Genomic DNA, 19,489 nt, shown 5'->3' with positions numbered 1-19,489 from the left:
GGGCGGAGCAGCGACGTGCGGGGGCAGCAACGAGGTTCTGCTGCCTGGCGCCAGCGGCGGCTCGGGCGGCAGCGGGGGCTGTGGGGGTCAAGGGGGCCACGGGGGACATCCCGGGGGCTCCAGCATCGCGTTGGTTGTCGTCGACGCTACGGTCTCCCTCGAAGGAGTAAGCCTTGTTGCTCGCAACGCTGGGGACGGCGGTCCCGGAGGAGGAGGCCAGCCAGGCGGAGAGGGGAGCGCGGGCGGCGAACCGGGGGCCCCTGCAGGTGATGCCAAGATCGGTTGCGCGGGCGGGCGCGGCGGCGCAGGCGGCAATGGCGGCCCGGGTGGCGGTGGCCACGGTGGTCACTCGCTCGGCATCGCCTTTCGTGGGGGAGAGTTGCGGAAAATCAGCAACAGCTCATTCACGCTCGGCAATGCAGGTACAGGCGCCCCGGGAGGAGGCACCGCACCGGACAACGGGGCAAGTGGTGCCGACGGCCTTGTCGCCCAATGTTGGAACTTTGCCGAGAGCACGGCTTGCCCGATGACAGCTCAGCCGTGATCGGTATTCATGACGCATGAGTGATGCAGAACCGATCGGGTCGTCTCAGTTCGACGCCCGTGGCGCGTACCACCTCATCGTACACGAGAAACGATCGCAGGATGCGCCATCGGCATTTGGACAATGCCGAAGCGTACATCGCGAAAGCTCCGTCAGCTTCGGAGTTCCGTGCACATGCCGTGAAGATCACGGTCCCGGCGACGGCTCTCATCAACCCCAAAACCGGTCTGCTTCGACGACGTCACGCTCAAGAACTGCGCCTGCGGCAGATCCGGTAACGGCGGCCTCCACAAGCCGCCGAAGTGACACAGGGGGATAGAGTAGCAGCGTCCCAGACGGACGACTCGACCAACTCCTCTACCGACGTCTGCTATGGCGGTTCCGAGCGCACAGGCAGCGATGGCGGAAACGACGACGGACTCAGCGGGAACCGAAGTGGATTGGCGTTCCACGGAACCGAGCTCTCGCTGCACGGCGTGACCATCGCTGCCGGAGCCCCGACAGAGGCGGCTCCGGCAGCGGCCGCGACAGGGTCAATAGACCGCCCTCCTCGAATGCCGGCGCCAGGCCCCCCGCCCTCCCTCACACCAAAATTCCCCCCGCCCATCCCCATCCCCTCCTCCCCCGCCCCCGGATCCGCTAGGCTGCTCCCGCCCTCTCCTCCCGCCTCCCTATGCACCTCGGCGCCGGCTCCGTCCTCATCGGCAAGTATCGCCTCGAGCGCCCGCTCTCTCGCGGCGGCATGGGCTCGGTCTGGGTCGCGCACCATCTGCAGCTCGGCACGCCGGTCGCCGTCAAGTTCATGGACCCGGCCTACGCCAGCTCCCCCGCGTTCCGCACCCGCTTCGAGCGCGAGGCGCGCGCGGCGGCGCAGCTCAAGACGCCGCACGTCGTGCAGGTGCACGACTTCGGCATCCACGAGAGCGTCCCCTACCTCGTCATGGAGCTCCTTCAGGGCGAGGACCTCAACACGCGCCTCCAGCGGCGCCGCCGCCTCCCGCTCCTCGAAGCGCATCGCATCCTCGCCCAGACCGGCAAGGCCCTGCGCAGCGCGCACGACGCTGGCCTCGTCCACCGCGATCTGAAGCCCGCCAACCTCTTCCTCGCGCGCGTCGACGGCGAGGACGAGGATATGGTGAAGCTCCTGGACTTCGGCATCGCCAAGGAGACGACCTCCAAGCTCGTGGCCGATGCCTCGACGACCGGCGAGGTGATGGGCTCTCCCCACTACATGAGCCCGGAACAGCTGCGCGCCGAGCGCGACCTCGACGCGCGCAGCGACCTCTGGGCCCTCGGGGTCATCCTGTTTCGCATGGTCACGGGATACCTCCCCTTCCCGGGCGACGTGCTCGCGCATGTCATGACCAGGATCCTCGTCGACCCGATCCCCTCCGCGACCCAGCTCGCCCCCGACCTGCCCCCGGCCATCGACGCCTTCTTCCACCGGGCGCTGGCGCGCGACCGGACCCACCGGTTCCAGACCGTCCGCGAGATGGTCGCCGAGTTCGCGCGCATCGCGGGCGTAGCCGCTCCGCAGACCGCGTCTTTTCCCTGGCCAGCTTCGGTTGCACGCTACGCGGCGTCCGATGAGGGCCGTGCCCTCGTCGAGCGAAGAGGAGCGAGCGATGCCAGGAAGCAGGGAGCTGGTGCAGCTGCGTGCGGAGCTGTCGAGGTATCGAGAGCAGAAGAGCCGTGGGAAGTACCCGGGCGAGCTGCGAGAGCGAGCCGAGGCGTACGCCAGGGAGCGTTCCCGGGCGGGGGCGACGCCGACCGAGATCGCCACGGAGCTCGGTGTCCACAAGATGACGGCCGACCGATGGGTGGCTGGCGGTGAGCGCGCAGATGAGGGGGCGTTGCCAGCGACCATCAAGGCGGCTCAGCATGTTTCGTTCCTACCCGTCGTGGTGCGCCCGGAGCGCCGAGAGGCGCCGCCTTTGCGGCTCAACGTCGCATTTGCCGATGGGACACGGATGCAGGTACGTGGGATAGGCGCGCGCGACCTCGTGGAAGCGATCGAAGCGTTGCGGAGGGGGCAGTGACGCCCGCGACGATAGCCGTGTATCTGGCGGTCGGACCAGTGGACTTGCGTGGCGCGTTCGACCGGCTCGCCGCGATCACCCGGCAGGTGCTGTGCCTGGACCCGGCCAGCGGCGCGCTGTTCTTGTTCCTTAACAAGAGGCGCAACCGGCTGAAGGCACTTTGGTGGGACCGCAACGGATACACAATTCTGTACAAGCGTCTCTCGAAGGGTGCGTTTGCTCTGCCCTCGTTCACCGAGGCCGACGGCAAGTGTATAGAGCTGTCAGCACAGGACTTCGCGCAGCTGCTCGCCGGTCTACCCGTGGAAGAGCTGGCAAGCCGCCGCCGCGTGGTGCACTGAGGTGTCTGCGCCGGCGCTCGTCCACCGCGCTGCCGGACACCGCGCTACGGGCGCCAGCGCGGCCCGATGGCGGCCGGCTCAGCCCGATGCCGAGGTGGAGCAGGGCGCGAGTTGCATCATCCCGAAGACCTCGCGACAGCGCAGCGCCGAGGGCGCATCACGCTTGTTCCGCGTTCCCACTTTCGACAAAATATTCTCATCAAAAAACAGCGGAAAGTGTCTACGTAAGGTACTTGCCAGGAGCAAGCGGAGCGGGCATCCATGGCGCGCTTTGACCTCGACGACACGACCCGGTGGGACCGAGCTGCCGCAGTCGGCGGAGACAGAGCGCCTTGACGGCGCGGCGCTCGTGCTCGGCTATCTCCAGGCCAGGGGACAAGGACAGGGGAGCCCCGCCGACCCCGCGTCGGCGGTCGACGCGCTGCTCCGGCGGGTGCAGGAGCTCGAGGCGAGGCTGACCGAGCTCTCGACGGCGGAGCAGCAGGCCCAAGAGCTCGCTCGCTCCGTCGAGTCGCTCAAGGCGTACAATCGACAGCTGCAGGAGACGATTCGGACGTTGGAGATCGGGTTCCGGCGCCACGTCTCCGAGCAGATCTCGCCTGACCAGCTGCGGCTTTCGCTGGCCGGTGAGCCAGGCGCCTGTCCGGCTCCCGCGTCGCAGGCCGAGAGCCTCGGCACCTCGCCCGAAGCGGACCCGAGCGAGGGCAGCAGCCCGCCGCCGGACCCCGCGAGGCCGCCGGAGCGTGGGGGGACGGCAGAGTCCTCCTCCGGCTCCGATCCCGGAGGTGGCAAGCGAGTTAAGCGCCACGAGCACGGGCGCCGTCGCATCGGTGTCATCCCGAGGGTGATCATCGAGACGCTGCCGCCGGAGGTGCTGCTCCAGGGCATCGAGCGCTTCGAGCGTGTGGGCGTCGAAGACAGCTCGGTTATCGGCCACCGGCGCGGCGGCCCCGTGGAGATCGTCTGGCGTCGACCCAAGTACGTGGCCAAGGCGGAGGTACCGGCGGCGAGCCGCGCAGCGGGCCAGGAGCCTGCTTCTTTGCCAGCCGTAGGGTCGGCCTTCACGCGCGAGCTCGACGAGCCCCTCGTCCTGCGGGAGCACGAGTTCCTGGGGATCCCCACGGACACGGGCTTCAAGCAAAGCCCCTTCGTCGACGGCGTCCTCGTACGCTACACGCCCGAATCGGACGCTGAGGAGGACAGCGGCGGACCGGTGAAGATCGCCTCGCTGCCGGAGCGCCCGATCGACAGGTGCCTTGCCGATCCGAGCCTCTTGGCCCACCTGTTCGTCCACAAGCTCGACTACCACATGCCCTACTACCGGCAAGAGGTGGAGTCGGATCGCCACGGCTTTCGCATCGGCCGCAGCAACATGACACGCTGGCAGTACGATTGCGGCGGCATCGCGATGCGCATTGCCGATGCCATGTGGAGCGACGCGCTTTCGAGGTCGTGGTTCGCCATGGACGCGACGGGCACCGCCATCCGGGCCAAGGAGAAGCACCGCTATGGGCATGTCTTCGTCCTGGTCGCGCCAGGCGATGGCGTGCTGTTCCGCTATACACCGACGTACGACGGCCTCACCGTCGCGAAGCTCTTCGGCGGCTACCAGGGGACGCTCGTCGCCGATGCTTCGGCCAACCACAACGTGCTGTTCGGGCCGGGCAAGGCCCGCGAGGCCGGCTGCTGGAGCCATGCACGGAGGCGCTTCTTCAAGGCGTTCAAGGCCGGGGCGGGCAAGGAGGCGGCGTTCGCGCTCCAGACCCTCCAGGCGCTCTTCCGCGTCGAGGAGGAATGCGCCCTGTGCAGCCCGGACGAGCGCCTCGCGATCCGGCAGCGCGAGTCCGCACCGCTGATCGAGAAGCTCTTCGCCTGGGCCGAGGCGCAGCGGCAGGTCGTCCCGGAGCATTCGCCGTTGCGCGAGGGGCTGGTCTATTTGCACAACCAGAGGGAGGCGCTCTGCGAGTTCCTCTCCAACGGGGAGATCCCCATCCACAACAATGCCAGCGAGAGGGCTCTGCGCCGCGTCGTCAAGGGACGGCGCAACTGGCTGTTCCACGGCAGCGACGAGCATGCTGTCCGGGCGTGTGCCATCACGTCGCTCATCGCGACCTGCCAGATGCACGGGCTCGACCCCGAGCTGTACTTGCAGGAGATCCTGACCGTGGCTCCGAGCTACCCGCTCCGTCGCATCCTCGACCTGAGTCCCAAGAACTGGGTCGCGACGCGACAACGCCTCATCGCCGAGGGGCGGCTCAAGTACCTGGACCTGGCTCGGATCACCGGCTCGCGGCTCGCCTTCCGCGACCGCTGATCGTGCGGCGTTGCCCGCTTCCGTCGCGCCCACAGCGCTCGTCGCGTCCGGAGCGGCCGAGTGGGGCGCGCGTCCTCTCCGCGCCGAGGTGCGTCGGCTCGTCGAGCCGGTGCTGTCGTCGCTTCGCCCCGCCACCGTCGAGTTCGTCTTGGCGGGGCGCCTTCGGGTCGCTTCGCTTCGGCGCGGCTTGTCCGCGCCTCCGGTCGGCGGCCGTTCGCCCACCTCCTCCGCGAACGGCTGGGCGGCGGTCTTGCGGCGCCGCACGCCGGCGGCCTCGGCAACTCCCGCGCGCTCCTGCTGCGAGGCCGCGCGACGCGGGCGCCCCTTCGCGCGGGCGGGGGCGTCCTCGCGGCCCTGCCACGCGACATGCGGCGCCGACAGCTTCAGCACCGCCGTCGTCAGGCTCGGGACTTCGGCGCCTGCGTCCCCGCTCCGTCGCTTCGTCATCGCATCGCGACTCTACGCACGTGGCCGCCCTCCACAAGCACGCTTCAGAACGCGCTCTGCGGAGCGGCTACGCTTCACGTGACTCGCGCTCGGACAGGCGCAACTGCCACGTCAAATCTCCCATGCGCAGGCCGTTTACCGCGATGACGCCGCCCTTCCCCGATTCGTCGCCGGTGCGTAAGTTGAAAACGAGGTTGTCGCCTTCGGGCAGCATCAGCTCGGTGATGCTCGTCACCTCCGTGAGGCCTCCATCGACCGCGACGAGCAGGTCGCCCGTCTTCACGCCCTTTGCCTGGATCATCTTCCTGGACCCATCACGCACGACGAGCACTGGATGCTTGGTCGTGAGCGTCACTTGCTTGCCCAGCGAGGTCGCGATCCGCAGAACCGGGACCTTCTCCGGCCCCTGGGTGAAGTTATGCGGCTGGCGCGGCGCTGAGAGTCGTCCCTCGCCGAGCTCGGGCAAGACGACGCGCACGTCTGCTCGCGTCGTGTGCTCGAGCACGGTCTGGATCTCACGCCAGCCTTGATTTGTGAGGATTTCCGTCTCGCCGGCGAAGCAGCCGCAGGTACAGCGGATCATCCGGGTGTTGTTGATTCCCGGGTAGGCGAACCAGTAGATGCCGCCATTCGGCACGTCGGCGGGCTTCGTGATAGATCGCACCTGGTTCTCGCAGAACACGGCTTGCGCGTCTGCGCAACGCGATTCCGTGACGTTGGCGGCTTTGGCCGTCGGGAGCTGGCATATCTCGTTGAACTCCGGATCCGGCTCGCCACCGTCAGTGACGGCGTAAGCCGTAGGACCTTCTCCGACACAGCGGGTGTAGGCCGTATTTCGCTCGCCCCAGCGGGCGATCGCGGCCCCAGGCAGAAGTGGCACGACAATAGCAAAAAGCGCCGCTCGGCTCATCTTTTTCATGACACCACCTCATTCATCGCTGTCGTACCCGGGCAACGCCTCGATACTGAATATGGTTTTACGAAGGACCTTGGAGTACACGCTACGCCCTTTCACATCGATCGGTCGGAATGGGTTCAGCGAGCTTGTGTTCGTGTACACCGTGATCAGCGCGCACTTGCCGCTGAACGTATTTTGCAGCTTGCCCACCAGAACGCTCTGCGCGCTGAGCGCGCCGATCACGTTGTGTATATGGTAAAGCAGCTTCTTGCGCCTGTTCGGCGAGCGGATCGACTGTAGTTGCTCCTCCGGCGCGTTGGTCTCATGGAGCTTCTCCTTGGCAACATCGCAGTCTGTGGCGTCATAGAGCCCGAAACCGAACCAGCGCTCATTCCCCCTCGGCTCGACGAGACCCCAGCCGCCCTGCACGATGTAGAGGGGCAGGCCAAGCTCTTCGCCCTCGATGACGCGCATGTCGTTCAAGCTACCTTGCGAGTCAGCCGGAAAACTCAGCGTGTAAGGACCGGCATGTAGCTCATTCCAACCGACCGGTCGCGCATTGTAGGTCGGTCTCTCGCCGGGCGTCCGCGCTCCGCTCAGGTTCAGACCGGTCGCGGGAGCATCCTCGCCTGGAGCCTTCCAGTGCTCGGAGCCGCATGCGACGGTGCAAGTCGTGAGCCCGGCTGCCAAGAAGACTCGTTTCACTGTGCGCTGCATCTTGTGACTCTCTTTCTCACGGTTCGTTGCTCACGCGAACGCACGTCGCTCAAGCAAGAGATGTTCCACACGATCGTGCGGAAGCACTGGTCCGTGCTTCGTTCATCGAGTGCACGTGCGCAGTGCACGTGCGTGGCCGACGTACGTCACGGTCGTGCGCGCCAGGAAGCGCTGCGGCACGGTCGTCCTCGTGGTCGCGCCGGACGCGGGCGTGGCGGCCTGGGCGGCGGAGAACATCGACCTCGGCCTGGGCCTCGGCAACGTCGCGCCGCTGGTGCTCGGTCCGGCCGTCGTCCCCGAGATCACCGATGCAGCCGACGCGGAGATGGAGACCGATCTCGCCGTCCTCTCGGCGGTGGCGCACGGCAACGGACCGAACGGGCTCACCGTGATCCAGGCGGCGCTCGTTGCCCTGGGCCGGCTCGACCAGGGGCACGCCAGGGTCTACTTTCAGCTCATCTGGAACGGGTTGCGCGAGCCCATGCGTCAGGCTCTGGAGGCATTGGTCATGGAACGGCAGATCGAAGACGAGGCGACCTTTCCCCCGTTCGTGCAGAAGCTCATCGATCGCGGCAAGCTCGAGGGCATGCGTGAGGGCAAGAGGGACACGCTGCTCCGGCTGCTCGCGCGCGCGGGGATCGCGCTCACCGAGGACGAGAGCGCGCGACTCCAGGCATGCACGGACATCGCGACCCTCGACCGCTGGATCGATAACGTCCTCGGGGCGAAGACTGCCACCGAAGTGCTCTCCTGACGGACGACGATGCGGCCCGACGAGACGATGAATCCGACCGGCCTTAACCGCTGATCATCGCCCGGGCGTCCCCCCGCGCTCCCGCCCATCACCCCGCGCTCCCGCCCATCACCCCGCGCTCCCGGCTCATCCCCCCGCGCGCCCGGCCGCGAGCGCGCCGTCCTCTCGCCGCCTCGCCTGCCGGTACGCGGCGGGGCTCACGCCGTGGGCGCGGGCGAAGGCGCGCGCGAACGCGGGCTCGCTGTCGTAGCCGACGCGGGCGGCGACGACCTTCACCGGGAGCGTCGTCTCGCCGAGCAGCACCGCGGCGCGCGAGAGGCGCAGCCGGCGCAGGTGATGGCCGAGCGGCTCGCCGAGGAGCGCCGTCGCGCGCGCCGCGAACGCCGAGCGCGAGAGCCCGGCCTGGCGCGCGAGGTCCGCGAGCTCCCACGCGCGCTCGGGCGAGGCGCGCACCCGCGCGAGCGTGGCCGCGATCGGCTCGTCCCGTAGCGCCTCCCGCCGCGGCAGCGCCGCCTCGGGGTCGCGCAGCGCGCTCGCGAACAGCGCGTGCCCCCACGCCTCGCCGACCGCGCGGCGCAGCGCCGGCGACAGATCCGGCGCCCCGGCGAGCAGCGCCAGCGTCTCGTTGAGCCAGCGCGCCAGCCCCGGCGTCTCCCCCGTGACATGCACCGCCGGCGGCAGCAGCGCGAGCCACGGCGCGCCCGCCGCGTCGAGGTGCAGGTCGACGATCACGAGGCGCGTCTCCGGCTCGGCCGCCGTCTCCAGGGCGCCGTCGCCGACCGCGCGCATCCCGACGCAGACGGCCTCCGGGTGCGCGAGCGACGTCGACGGCCGATCGCGGATGGCGTGCTCATCGGCGCGCGGCAGGAACACGAGCTCTCCCGGGCCCAGCGCGAGCCGCCGGCCCGTCACGTCGACCCAGCAGCCGCCGTCGGTCGCCGCGTACACCCGGGCGCACGCGCGCTGCGCCGGCCGCCGCTTGCCCCAGCGGTCGCCGAGCGCGAAGCGCAGCACCTCGGTCTCACGGACCACGACGCTCCGGGCCAGCTCGTCGAAGGCGGCGGACATGGCGCCATCGACTCTACTGCGCGCGGCGGCCGGCGCCAGCCCTGGACGCGCGGATCGCGGAGCCGGACTCGCGGCAATCGCGGCGTCCCTACGCTGGGCCTCGTCACCACGAACGATGGCGTCACCACGCACGATGGCGTCACCACCCACGATGGCCTCGCCGCCACGAAAGGAAGGATCCCGATGGACCACCTCGGCCCGCAATCCCCGCCGCATGCCTCACCGGAGGCCCCGCCGCTCACCGCCGCGCAGGCGCTCGACGCGCTCCTCGCCCTCGTCGGCCGCGACATGGAGCGCTGGCTCGACCTCTTCGCCGACGACGCGACCGTGGAGTTCCCGTATGCGCCCGCGCTCGGCGCCCCGGCCGTGCTCGAGGGCAAAGCGGCCATCCGGGGCCACTTCGAGGGCATCCTGGAGCGCTTTCGCGACCTCTCGTTCCGGGACGTGCGCCGTTACGCGACGACCGATCCCGACGTCGCGCTCGCCGAGGTGCACGGCTCGGCGATCATCCTGCCCGCGGGCAGGCGGTACGAGCAGGACTACGTGATGCTCGTCGCCACGAGGAACGGCAAGGTCGCGCGGTACCGCGAGTACTGGAATCCGGCGCCCGTGCTCGAGGCCTTCGGCGACGCCAACGCGCCCTCCGGCGCGGCCTCCGACGCGGTGACGCCGTGAGCGCGCGCGCTGACAGCGGCGCTCCGCGCGTCCTCTTGACCGGCGGGACCGGCACCACCGGGCGCGCCATCGCCGCGCGGCTCGAGGCCGCCGGCGCGCGCGTCCGCGTCGCGAGCCGCTCGGCGCCTGCCCCGCGCGAGGGCGTGGAGCACGCGCGCTTCGACTGGGCCGACCCCGCGACGCACGACGCCGCGCTCGGCGGCGTCGACCGCGCGTACCTCGTCGCGCCCGCGGTCGTCGAGGACCCCTCGACGCTCATGCTGCCCTTCATCGACCGCGCGCTCGCCGCCGGGGTTCGCCGCCTCGTGCTGCTCAGCGCGTCGGCCGTGCCGGAGGGGGCCCCCGGGGTCGGCGTCGTCCACCGCGCGCTGCGCGAGCGCGCGCCGGAGTGGACCGTCCTGCGCCCCTCGTGGTTCATGCAGAACTTCGTCGACCCGCGCCACCCGCACTTCGCCGCGATCGCCGCGCGCGGCGAGATCACGACCGCGACCGGCGGCGGCCGCGTCGGCTTCGTCGACGCCGATGACATCGCGGAGGTCGCCGCGCGCGCGCTCCTCGACGACACACCGCATGACACGGCGCACGTCATCACCGGTCCGGAGGCGCTCAGCTACGATGACGTGGCGGCCATCCTCTCGGAGGTCGCCGGCCGCGCGATACGCCACGTCCGCGCCGACGAGGACGCCGCCCGCGCGCACCTCGTCCAGGGGGGCATCCCCGCGCCCTACGCCGCTTTCCTCGTGCGGCTCGATCTCGCCATCCGCAATGGGGCGGAGGACCGCGTGACCGACACCGTCCATCGCGTGACCGGCCGCCCGCCGCGCGCCTTCCGCGACATCGCGCGCGCCCACGCGCATGTCTTCCGCGATCTGCCCGCCGCGCGCCGCGGCGGCGCGACGGCGTGAACGCCCCGGTCAGCCGAGCCGGGGCGTGCGCCATGGGCGCGCTGCGCGCCCCGCGAAGCAGCCTTGCGGGCTCCGCAGGACAATCGTCCTCGCGCCGTGGATCACACCTCTCGTCCGCATAGCCGATCTCTTGTAATGTGGTCCGGTGCTGGCTGGACGGCGGCTCTCCGGAGGCCGACCGGCCTCACGGGATCGAGGGGAAGCACCGCCCGGGGAGGTGAGCGATGGGCACGACACGGAACCGCTTCGAGGACTGGCAGGAGTTCCTGGACAACGCCTCACTGGGCGTCCACCTCGTCGACGCGAACGGCAAGATCCTGTGGGCGAACAAGCTCGAGCTGGAGCTGCTCGGCTACCGGCCCGAGGAGTACATCGACCGGCATGTCGCGGATTTCCATGTCGACCAGGACGTGGTCGACCAGATCCTCTGCACCCTCTGCGGCACTGGCAAGCTGCTCTCGTACCCGGCCCGCCTCCGCGCGAAGGACGGCAGCGTCAAGCACGTGCTGATCAACTCCAACGTCTACAAGCGAGACGGTCGGTTCGTTCACACGCGGTGTTTCACGAGCTGTATCTCGGAGCTCGTGTATGAGCAGCTCAGGAGCGAGCTGCTCCGGGGGCGCCGCGCCGGGTGAGCGCGTCCGCTGCGGAGCTCCCTCGGGTAGGCGCCGCGCCGCCCAGGTTCGTCCTGGTGCGGAGGAATTCTCTCTCTTTCTCTCTTCTTCCCTCTGTGACTCATTCTCTCCTGAGACCACGAGATCCACTGGCCCGGATCGCTCAGTCGAGCCGCACGGGCCAGAAGGCCGAATCGACCAGGTAATCGCGCGCATCGACACCCCGCTCGCGCGCGAGGGCCAGCGGGATTGGGCGGTAGAGCAGCGTGGCCGTGACGTTCGCCACGTCGCAGCCCGCGGGGATCGCGAAGCCGTGCGAGGTCACCGCGAAGCCCCCGGGCGCGATGCGGTTGTCGCTGGCGATGTCGACGGCGCGGTGCTGCGGCGCGTGCCGCGCGCCCGCCGGATCGACCAGCACCTTCGCGAAGGTGTAGCCCGCGGCCCCGGCGAACGCGGCCGCGGGCTGGCCGTCCTCGTGCGCCGCGGGGAGCGGCGCGCCGAGGTAGACGATATCCCCGTCCTGCGCCGGGATCTCCCCGCTCAGCGTGATCGAGCCGCCGCCCGCGGAGACCACCCGCGCCTCGCCGACCGGCGCGCGGATCTCGAGCCCCTTGTCCGCCGGGTCGAGCGACGGATCCGCGAAGCGGCCAACGCCGCTGTAGTCGTCGTAATCGCCGGTCGGCCGGACGACGCGCACCACGTCCCCCGCCCTCGCGCTCGCCGCCCCCGCCGGCCAGGTGAGCGCGGCGCCCGCGAGGCGCGCGTCGCCGCCCACGCGCCCCTCCGCGAGCGCGCCGCCCGTGTCGTTCACCGTCATGCCGCGCGACGGCGCCATGGGCGCGCCGCACGCCTCCGCGGTCACGAGCAGCACCACCGCCCGCATCGGCTCCCCGGTCGGGACCGCGTGGCCCGCGAGCTCGCTGACCACGGCGACCTCGACCGCGAGCTCGCCCGACGCCGCCGTCGCGGCGGCGACGCGCACCTCGAGCGCCTCCCCGAGGAGCCGCGGCGTGCCCTCGAGCGGCCCGAGGAAGGCGTGCGAGAGCACCGTCCCCGGCGGGCGGACGAAGCCGAGCTCGACGCTCGCGTTCGTCTCGTCGGTCAGGTCCACGCTGCTCTTCAGCGAGGACACCTCCGGCATGTGGCACGACTGGCACTGCGTCGCCCGGCGGTTCCACGAGCTCCCGGCCCACTCGGAGAACGTCTCGTGGATCGGCAGCCCGTCGGGCCAGCGCGCCGGGTCGAGCGCCGCGCCCGGCAGGAGCGCCGCCTGCTTCTGCTCGTGGCAGCCGCCGCAGAACTCCGAGGCCGAGAACTTCGGCTGGTAGCTCCCGCCCATGAACTTGCTCGGCACGTCCGGCCGCTGCCCGAACATCACCTGCACGAGCTTCGCGCCGGGGTCGGCCGAGATCCGCTCCTGCGGCCGCTGGATCATCAGCGCCCCGGCGACCCCGGGCGGCTTGCTCAGGTCGACGTCGCGGACCTTGTGGCAGGCGTCGCAGTGGTTCCCCTTCTCGAACGCGATGCCGGTCGCCTCGAGGAGATCGCGCCCGCCCGCGGGCCCGTCCATCCCCGCCGCGTGGCAGTCGGCGCACCCGCCGAACGCCGCCGGCCGCTCCGCCGCCGGCAGCGCGGGGTCGTCGCACGAGGGCCGCGCCTCGCCGCCGCAGGACGGGTTGAGGTCCGGCAGCACGCCGCTGCCGAGATAGCACCGCATCGCGGCCTCCCCCTCGCTCCCGGGCACGCGGCCCGCCTTCCAGCGCCCGCCCGCGGCCGCGCACGAGGCCTCGTCGTCGTGGGCCATCGAGACCCCCGCGTAGACGGCCTGGAGGAGCGGGCCCCTGGCCGACCGCGCGTGCCCCGACCCGAGGAACTGGGTCACGAGCGTCGTGTGGCAGTGGTCGCAGAACCGCGTCGAGTTGTGCGGGTCGCCGTCGCCCGGGTCCCCGTAGCTGTAGCCGAGCGCGTTGTCCGGCGGCGACACGTACCGCAGCGCGAGCTCCACCGGCCCGTCGGGGAGGCGCTCGAACTCGATGCCCTCCGTCCGGTACCCCACCTTCGCGGCCACCAGGGTCGGCTTCCCCGGGATGCCGCGCGTGATCTCGATGGAGAACGCGCCGTCCGGCCCGGTCTCCGTCTCCGGCTCCCCGCCGGCCTGCATCACCAGGGCGCCCTCCAGCGGCGCCGCGCCGTCCGTGACCACCCCGGTCACGAGGAACGTGCGCGGCAGCTCCTCCGGGGCGCCCCCGAAGCCCGTGACCGCGCTCATGTACGTTGTCGTCGTCACCGGGTGGGCGCCCGCGCCCTGGCCGGAGCCACCGTCGCCTCCCGTGGCGGGCGGCTCCCCCGCGCAGGCGCCGCCGAGCAGGCCGGCGGCGAGCACCGCCGGGGACAGGGAGGCTCCGAGCCGCCCCGCGGCGCGCGCCGCGCGGCGAGCCCGGCGGCCGGCGGAGGCGCTGCGGGGCGGGTGCGGAAGACGCAGGCGGCGCATCGCCGACATCCTGGGACATCCTGCCGGCCCCTCGCAAGCGCGCGCGGACGGGGTGCTCGGCAGCACAGCCGCCCGCGGCGCCGCGACGTCGGCCCGGTCCGCGTTCCGCCCCGATGGCCACGCGACCGGCGCCGGCACGCGTCCGGACGACGCGGCCAGTCTCGACCTGGGCACATCGGCGCCGGAGGCGACCTCGCCGCGCGACGGCGCGCGCGACTCCAGCTTCCGCAGGACCATCGACGGGCGCGCGAGCACGCCGAAGGCCACGATCAGCATGATCACCACGACGTGGGCCGCGCTCTGCTCGCCGTCTCGAGCCTCGTCGCGCTTGCTTGTTCCACCCACGGGGCACGCCTCCGGCGGCGGCTGCCAGGCCTGCGGGGATCGCGATGCGCTGTATCGACGTCAAGAGCCGGTCAAGGCGCTCGTCTTTGAGTGTTGCGCTTTGGAGTAGGCGAAGCAGCTGCCTTTGGTTTCGTCGGCTTCTTCGGGACGTCAGGGGCGATACCGCCAGCGACAGCGTTCCACTCCGAGAGCCGCACCACGACGGACTCGGGCACGGGCTCATCGAGTTTGAAGCGGATGATTCCCTTGCTCGCCTCGCGGCCTTCAAGATCCTTTGTGATAGCTTCAAAGAGCGTAGACGAGACGATGTAGAGAGCGTAATGGTCCTTCCATCCCGCGAAGGATGCAACGGCGCGGCCATCAACGAGGTACGCCGGCATTCCGTACTTGATGGCCTCAACGGAAGTTGGGAGAGCACGGCGCATCGCGGCTCGGACTTTGACGAGGGCGGCGCGGGCTTCGGGAGGTTGGGCAGCGAGGTACGCATCGACATCAGCGGGCTTGGGGGTCGGCATACGCGAAGGCTTAGCACGTCCGGCGATGGCGCGCGTAGCTGACCTTGCCCTTGCCCGTCGTCGCCCAACTCGCGCCGGCTTGCGCGAGCCGTGCGAGACCATTGGCCGGGATGCCGTCCGTAAACCATGTGCAACCCGGGCAAATGTGTTCCGGACCCGTGTCCATGAACTGGTAAATTAGCCCCCTCAGAAGAATTTGTGGGTGAGCCATTCGGGCTCCGGCAGGTTCCCGAGCGCGTGGTAGAGGGCGATCTCCGCGTGTTCGTAGGTCCGAAACCCATACGCTCTTCTGGTCGTAATCCTCGCTTTATTGTTGAATCCCTCGGTGGCGCCATGGGCGAAGGCGCTCCGTGCGCGGAACCAGTTGAGCAGGAGCTCTCGATGGCCACGGAGGGTCCGTGCGAACTTCTGGAACGGCGGAATCCTGGAACCCATGGCCAGACGTGTCCAGTCGTCCAGGAACCATCCAGCCCACACGGGAGACTTGTACTTCCAGAAACGCTGGAACTGCTCCTTCAGCAGGTAGGCGCGAACGCTACGAACCCTGCAGTCGACCCGGCGCATCGAGTAGACGAGATGGACCATCAGACCCCAGAACGGGACGAACGCGAACCGCGCAGCGGGCCGGAGCGCAGCGGAGGACCTGGACGCGAGCGAGCACGGCGCGACCCGTCTCACGCGACGGCGGACACGCGACCGCGCTGTGCAGTGAATGCAGGTCGTCACCGTATGAACGCACCGTCGCGCAGCTTCCCGCCCAGCTGACCATGAAGTCACGTTGACGGAGGGCGTCAAACCGCAGCTTGTCAGATCGCTGGGTGCCTCATCGTGACTGGAGCTGACGTCGTCGACGAATCTCGGATTTCAACGCAAAGGCGCAAAGGCGCCAAGGCGCAAAAAGGCGGAGAGAATGACCGAGAATGAGATAGCCAAGGTCGTCGTCGACGCAGCGATCGAGGTGCATCGTACCCTTGGAGGCCCAGGGCTGCTCGAGACAGTCTACGAAGAGGCGCTTGCCTTCGAGCAGGCCCTCACCTACCTGCGGCTGTCCGATCTCAAGCTCGCGATTGGTATCAACTTCGGCGAAGTGAAGGTGAGGCAGGGCATCCATCGCATCGTCAATGGATTGCAAGAATGACCTTCCTCTCTCTTGCTTTTTTGCGCCTTGGCGCCTGGCGCCTTGGCGTTGAGTTCTCCGGTCTCCCGCTACGATACGAGTAGACACGCCCATGCACCGCCTCTGCGACCACGGTCTGCGAGCAGGCGACGCATCCCACGGATGCCCGCGACGCATCGCCCAGCCATGCGCTGCGGCAGGGCGCCCCGCGGATGCCCGCAAGTCGTTCTGCCCTTGCTCGGCTCATGCGCCCACAGATCCTGCGGAGGAGCCGCCAATAGAGTATCGCTGCGCGATACAATGCGCGCATCGCGTGCCCGCGCCGGCGCCAGGGCGACGCCCGGGAGCGCCGCTGCGCCGCCTGTCAGACTGCGGTCGTGAGCCTCTCCGGGAAGGCCGAAGTTTCCTGACACCCACAGAAGCGCCTGGACTCCCTCCCCGCCCGGATTGTGCCGTGGCACACGCCATCGAGCGCCTTCCGTTCACGCCGGGGGAGCCCCATGACAGGCGAGTAGCCGCGCGATGCGCCCGCGTCGCCGGCGAGGACGAGCACGCGCGCGATGGAGGCAACATGAAGACGAACCGGCTCCGTCTGGGGATCTCTGCGCTCCTTGCCATGGCTTCCTTCTCGCTCGCGATCGCGGGCTTCACCGACACGATGGAACCAGCGGAGTACGAGCGAAGTGTGGACTGGAGGGCCTGTGAGCAGCGGCGTGCCCACGCATCCAGCCAGGTGGAGCGCGTCCGGGCCGCTTACCGGGCATGCGCGACCAGCGCCGATTGCACCCTTGTCGATACGAGCACCGACTGCGGCGGCACCTGCGGTGAGGTGGTCAGCAGGGCGGGCGTGCAGCCGATGAGGCGCGTCATCTCCCACCTCAACGCGACCGTATGTCGCGAGCATCGGAGGATGGACTGCCCGTACGGCGCGCCTGCGTGCCTCGCGATCAGGGCCGTCTGCGCCGGCGGTGCGTGCACGTTCGCCCCGCTGTAGGCGACGTCGCGCGACCTCGGCGGTGAGGTGCACGCCCTGAAGGGGCCGCACGCCGGGCTGGAGTTCCTGTTCGGCCCGAGCGCGGGGTTCTAAAGTGGGAGGCCGCGAGGAGCGTCAGAACGCCGGCACCACCGCGCCACCGTAGGTGGACTCGATGAAGCGCCGCACTTCCTCGGAGTGCAGCGCCTTGATCAACGCCTGCACCTCGGGCCGCGCCTCATCGCCCTTCCGCACCGCCAGCACGTTCGCGTACGGGTTGCCCTTGGCGGACTCGCGGGCGAGCACCTTCGCGTCCAGCTTCAGGCTCTTCTGCGCCTCGAGGAAGTAATTGCCGTTGATGACGGCGGCGTCCACGTCCGCCAGCGTGCGCGGCTGCTGCTCGGCGTCGATCTCCCGCAGCGCGAGCTTGCGCGGGCTGTCGACGACGTCCTTCACGGTCGCGGCGATCCCCACGCCCTCGCGCAGGCGCAGGAGCCCGTGCTGGGCCAGGAGCTGGAGCGCCCGGCTCCCGTTGGTCGGGTCGGCCGGGATGGTCACCTGCGCGGCCTCGGGCAGATCCTCGAGGCGAGCGTGCTTCGTGGAATAGAGGGCCAGCGGCTCGAGGTGCACCGCCGCCGCGCTGGTCAGCGACAGGCGGCGATCGGCGCTGAAGCGCTCCAGGTAGGGCACGTGCTGGAAGTAGTTGGCGCCGAGCTGGCCGTCCGAGAGCGCGATGTTCGGCTGCACGTAGTCGGTGAACTCGACCACCTCGATCTTCACCCCCTCCCGCTCGGCCAGCGGGGCGGCCGCCCGGAGGATCTCGGCGTGCGGCACGGGGGTGGCGCCGACCTTCAAGGTGCGGCCGCCGCCGGCGGGCTCGTCCGGCTTCCCGCAGCCGGAGAGCAGCGCCACCACGGAGAGCACGAGAGCGGAGACGACGATCGCAGGGGTTCGCTTCATGGTCAGTCCTCTGGAGGGTTCAGGTTGGCGAGGCGGCGCGCGCCAGGCCCCTGGAACAGGGTCAGTCGCGCGCGCCGGCGCTCCGGGTGCCGGTGCGGTCGAAGCGGGCGGCGAGCCCGTCCCCGAGCCGCTGGACGGCCTGCACCAGGACGAGGAGCACGACGAGACAGCCCAGCATCACGTCGGTGCGAAAGCGCATGTAGCCGTATTTCACGGCCAGGTCGCCGAGGCCGCCGCCGCCCACGGCGCCCGCCATGGCGCTGTACCCGAGCAGGCTGATCACCATGAGCGCCGTGCCGCGCACGAGGGACGGCAGCGCCTCGGGCAGCAGCACGCGGACGATCACCTGCCGCTGCGTGGAGCCCATCGCCACCGCCGCCTCCACCAGCCCAGGGTCCACCTCCCGCAGGCTCTGCTCCACGACGCGCCCCATGAACGGGATCGCCGCCACGACCAGCGGCACGATGGCGGCCGTCGTGCCGATGGTGGTGCCCACGAGCAGCCGCGTGAGCGGCACGATGGCCACCATCAGGATGATGAACGGCACCGAGCGCCCCACGTTCACGAGCGTGCCGAGCGCGCGGTTCAAGAGCGGCCGCTCCCACAGGCCGCCCCGGTCGGTGATCACCAGGAGCACGCCCAGCGGCAGCCCCGCGAGCAGGACCAGGACCGCGGCGACCGCCGCCATGTAGAGCGTCTCCAGGGTGGCCACCCACAGCGACGCCAAAAGCTCGCTAGGCATGCGCCACGAGCTCCGGCAAACAACGCTGCTCGCGCAGGTGACGCAGCGCCTGCTCCAGCGCCTCGGGGGAGCCGGTGAGCTCGACCAGCAGCCGGCCCACGGGGACGCCCCCCACCCGCTCCAGCGTGCCCTCGATCAGGGTCGCGTCGACGCCGAAGCGGCGCGCCAGCACGGCGAGCACCGGCTGCGCCGCGGCGTCCCCCGCGAGGGACAGGCTGACGAGGCGGCCTCCGGGGCGGACGGGCCAGCCGCCCGCGGCGAGCGGCGGGTAGCACAGCGCGCTCAGCCGGGTGCCGGGGCGCGCGAGCAGATCGACGACCTTGCCCTGCTCGACCACCTGGCCCCGCTCCAGCACCGCCGCCGCGTGGCAGATCTCCTTGAGCACCTCCATCTGGTGGGTGATGAGCAGGATGGTGAGCCCGAGCTGCCGGTTGATGTCCCGCAGCAGGCCGAGCACCGCGCGCGTCGTCTCCGGGTCGAGGGCGGAGGTCGCCTCGTCGGACAGCAGCACGCGCGGCCGCGGCGCGAGCGCCCGGGCGATCCCCACCCGCTGCTTCTGGCCGCCCGAGAGCTGGGCCGGGTACGCCTGCGCCTTGTCCGAGAGGTCGACCAGCGACAGGAGCTCCTCCACCCGCTCGCGGACGCGGGCCCGCGGCCAGCCCGCGATCGCCAGCGGATAGGCGATGTTCTCCGCGACGGTCTGCGAGGAGAAGAGGTTGAAGTGCTGGAAGATCATCCCGATGCCCTGGCGGGCCTGCCGGAGCTCCCGCGGGCCGAGCGCCAGCATGTCGCGGCCGTCGACGCGCACCTCGCCCGCGCTGGGCCGCTCGAGCAGGTTGACGCAGCGGATGAGCGTGGATTTGCCCGCGCCGCTATGCCCCAGCACCCCGAGCACCTCGCCCGGGGCCACGCGCAAGGAGACGCCGTCGAGCGCCGCCAGCTCGCGCTTCCCTTGCCGGTACACCTTGCTGACGCCACGCAGCTCGATCACGGCCGACGACCACCCTCGCACCCGCCCCGCGCCAGGCGC

17 protein-coding genes and 1 pseudogene are annotated in these 19,489 nt (G+C 70.4%); 9 read left to right on the top strand and 9 right to left on the bottom strand.

The features are described 5' to 3' along the window. The first annotated feature begins 1,217 nt into the window (after positions 1-1,217). The 3 genes from WME76_RS04400 to tnpC all read left to right on the top strand — a co-directional run bounded on the left by WME76_RS04400 (position 1,218) and on the right by tnpC (position 5,238). Positions 1,218-2,378 (top strand): serine/threonine-protein kinase, encoded by a 1,161-nt coding sequence (locus WME76_RS04400; protein ID WP_437958957.1) that lies wholly within the window; start codon positions 1,218-1,220, stop codon positions 2,376-2,378. 222 nt (positions 2,379-2,600) lie between these two features. Next, positions 2,601-2,924, top strand: coding sequence for an IS66 family insertion sequence element accessory protein TnpB (gene tnpB, locus WME76_RS04395; protein ID WP_437954403.1), 324 nt, complete (start codon positions 2,601-2,603; stop codon positions 2,922-2,924). Positions 2,925-3,195: 271 nt separating this feature from the next. Further along, a complete protein-coding gene (gene tnpC / locus WME76_RS04390; protein WP_437954404.1) occupies positions 3,196-5,238 on the top strand; it encodes an IS66 family transposase in 2,043 nt (680 codons plus the stop codon). Positions 5,239-5,752: 514 nt separating this feature from the next. Here the strand turns inward: tnpC and WME76_RS04385 are convergent. Beyond that, positions 5,753-6,604, bottom strand: a complete 852-nt coding sequence (locus tag WME76_RS04385) for a Hint domain-containing protein (RefSeq protein ID WP_437958956.1) — start codon at positions 6,602-6,604, stop codon at positions 5,753-5,755. A 9-nt stretch (positions 6,605-6,613) separates the two neighbouring features. Beyond that, positions 6,614-7,057: a hypothetical protein gene (locus WME76_RS04380; RefSeq protein ID WP_437958955.1), complete on the bottom strand. Its 444-nt coding sequence runs from the start codon at positions 7,055-7,057 to the stop codon at positions 6,614-6,616. Positions 7,058-7,415: 358 nt separating this feature from the next. On the opposite strand from WME76_RS04380, the gene WME76_RS04375 reads away from it, so the two are divergent. Continuing rightward, positions 7,416-8,054: a hypothetical protein gene (locus WME76_RS04375; RefSeq protein WP_437958954.1), complete on the top strand. Its 639-nt coding sequence runs from the start codon at positions 7,416-7,418 to the stop codon at positions 8,052-8,054. Between the two features lie 126 nt (positions 8,055-8,180). On the opposite strand, the gene WME76_RS04370 is transcribed toward WME76_RS04375, so the two are convergent. After that, on the bottom strand, positions 8,181-9,122 hold the full coding sequence (locus WME76_RS04370) for a cupin domain-containing protein (protein WP_437958953.1): 942 nt from the start codon (positions 9,120-9,122) through the stop codon (positions 8,181-8,183). Positions 9,123-9,305: 183 nt separating this feature from the next. Between WME76_RS04370 and WME76_RS04365 the strand changes: the two genes are divergently transcribed. From WME76_RS04365 to WME76_RS04355, 3 genes are all read left to right on the top strand, one after another. Then, the gene (locus WME76_RS04365; RefSeq protein WP_437958952.1) at positions 9,306-9,797 is read left to right on the top strand and encodes a nuclear transport factor 2 family protein; all 492 of its coding nucleotides are present in this window, start codon (positions 9,306-9,308) and stop codon (positions 9,795-9,797) included. Further along, entirely contained in the window at positions 9,794-10,702 is a 909-nt protein-coding gene (locus tag WME76_RS04360; RefSeq protein ID WP_437958951.1) for an ergot alkaloid biosynthesis protein, read from the top strand. Before WME76_RS04365 ends, WME76_RS04360 begins: the two co-directional genes overlap by 4 nt. A gap of 224 nt (positions 10,703-10,926) precedes the next feature. After that, positions 10,927-11,337, top strand: coding sequence for a PAS domain-containing protein (locus tag WME76_RS04355; RefSeq protein ID WP_437958950.1), 411 nt, complete (start codon positions 10,927-10,929; stop codon positions 11,335-11,337). Between the two features lie 142 nt (positions 11,338-11,479). Here the strand turns inward: WME76_RS04355 and WME76_RS04350 are convergent, their stop codons facing one another. The 3 genes and pseudogenes from WME76_RS04350 to WME76_RS04340 form a co-directional block, all read right to left on the bottom strand. Further along, positions 11,480-14,152 (bottom strand): hypothetical protein, encoded by a 2,673-nt coding sequence (locus WME76_RS04350; protein WP_437958949.1) that lies wholly within the window; start codon positions 14,150-14,152, stop codon positions 11,480-11,482. A gap of 71 nt (positions 14,153-14,223) precedes the next feature. Then, a complete protein-coding gene (locus WME76_RS04345; protein WP_437958948.1) occupies positions 14,224-14,667 on the bottom strand; it encodes an iron chaperone in 444 nt (147 codons plus the stop codon). Positions 14,668-14,853: 186 nt separating this feature from the next. Further along, positions 14,854-15,210 (bottom strand): annotated as a pseudogene (locus tag WME76_RS04340) (transposase); the annotation flags it as partial. Between the two features lie 367 nt (positions 15,211-15,577). On the opposite strand from WME76_RS04340, the gene WME76_RS04335 reads away from it, so the two are divergent. Both WME76_RS04335 and WME76_RS04330 read left to right on the top strand, forming a co-directional pair. Next, positions 15,578-15,805: a GxxExxY protein gene (locus tag WME76_RS04335; RefSeq protein WP_437958947.1), complete on the top strand. Its 228-nt coding sequence runs from the start codon at positions 15,578-15,580 to the stop codon at positions 15,803-15,805. Positions 15,806-16,355: 550 nt separating this feature from the next. Further along, complete coding sequence (locus WME76_RS04330; protein WP_437958946.1) at positions 16,356-16,778, top strand: hypothetical protein; 423 nt, start codon at positions 16,356-16,358, stop codon at positions 16,776-16,778. Between the two features lie 114 nt (positions 16,779-16,892). Here WME76_RS04330 and WME76_RS04325 read toward each other — a convergent pair whose 3' ends face one another. The 3 genes from WME76_RS04325 to WME76_RS04315 all read right to left on the bottom strand — a co-directional run bounded on the left by WME76_RS04325 (position 16,893) and on the right by WME76_RS04315 (position 19,450). Then, positions 16,893-17,717 (bottom strand): MetQ/NlpA family ABC transporter substrate-binding protein, encoded by an 825-nt coding sequence (locus WME76_RS04325; RefSeq protein ID WP_437958945.1) that lies wholly within the window; start codon positions 17,715-17,717, stop codon positions 16,893-16,895. 61 nt (positions 17,718-17,778) lie between these two features. Then, a complete protein-coding gene (locus WME76_RS04320) occupies positions 17,779-18,459 on the bottom strand; it encodes a methionine ABC transporter permease (RefSeq protein WP_437958944.1) in 681 nt (226 codons plus the stop codon). Beyond that, positions 18,452-19,450, bottom strand: coding sequence for a methionine ABC transporter ATP-binding protein (locus WME76_RS04315; protein WP_437958943.1), 999 nt, complete (start codon positions 19,448-19,450; stop codon positions 18,452-18,454). The genes WME76_RS04320 and WME76_RS04315 overlap by 8 nt, the downstream gene beginning before the upstream one ends. Positions 19,451-19,489 lie beyond the last annotated feature (39 nt).

It is taken from the genome of Sorangium sp. So ce119 (genome assembly GCF_051524405.1).
GTDB classification, from domain to species: Bacteria; Myxococcota_A; Polyangia; order Polyangiales; family Polyangiaceae; genus Sorangium; species Sorangium cellulosum_G.
This window is presented reverse-complemented; position numbering and strand designations above follow the sequence as displayed.

Bases quoted from the DNA above. Each gene is read 5' to 3' on its own strand.
- WME76_RS04355 (WP_437958950.1), top strand. From the start codon at position 10,927: ATGGGCACGACACGGAACCGCTTCGAGGACTGGCAGGAGTTCCTGGAC.
- WME76_RS04345 (WP_437958948.1), bottom strand. From the start codon at position 14,667: ATGCCGACCCCCAAGCCCGCTGATGTCGATGCGTACCTCGCTGCCCAA.
- WME76_RS04335 (WP_437958947.1), top strand. From the start codon at position 15,578: ATGACCGAGAATGAGATAGCCAAGGTCGTCGTCGACGCAGCGATCGAG.
- WME76_RS04330 (WP_437958946.1), top strand. From the start codon at position 16,356: ATGAAGACGAACCGGCTCCGTCTGGGGATCTCTGCGCTCCTTGCCATG.
- WME76_RS04380 (WP_437958955.1), bottom strand. From the start codon at position 7,057: ATGCGCGTCATCGAGGGCGAAGAGCTTGGCCTGCCCCTCTACATCGTG.
- WME76_RS04370 (WP_437958953.1), bottom strand. From the start codon at position 9,122: ATGTCCGCCGCCTTCGACGAGCTGGCCCGGAGCGTCGTGGTCCGTGAG.
- WME76_RS04320 (WP_437958944.1), bottom strand. From the start codon at position 18,459: ATGCCTAGCGAGCTTTTGGCGTCGCTGTGGGTGGCCACCCTGGAGACG.
- WME76_RS04365 (WP_437958952.1), top strand. From the start codon at position 9,306: ATGGACCACCTCGGCCCGCAATCCCCGCCGCATGCCTCACCGGAGGCC.
- WME76_RS04385 (WP_437958956.1), bottom strand. From the start codon at position 6,604: ATGAAAAAGATGAGCCGAGCGGCGCTTTTTGCTATTGTCGTGCCACTT.
- WME76_RS04400 (WP_437958957.1), top strand. From the start codon at position 1,218: ATGCACCTCGGCGCCGGCTCCGTCCTCATCGGCAAGTATCGCCTCGAG.
- WME76_RS04325 (WP_437958945.1), bottom strand. From the start codon at position 17,717: ATGAAGCGAACCCCTGCGATCGTCGTCTCCGCTCTCGTGCTCTCCGTG.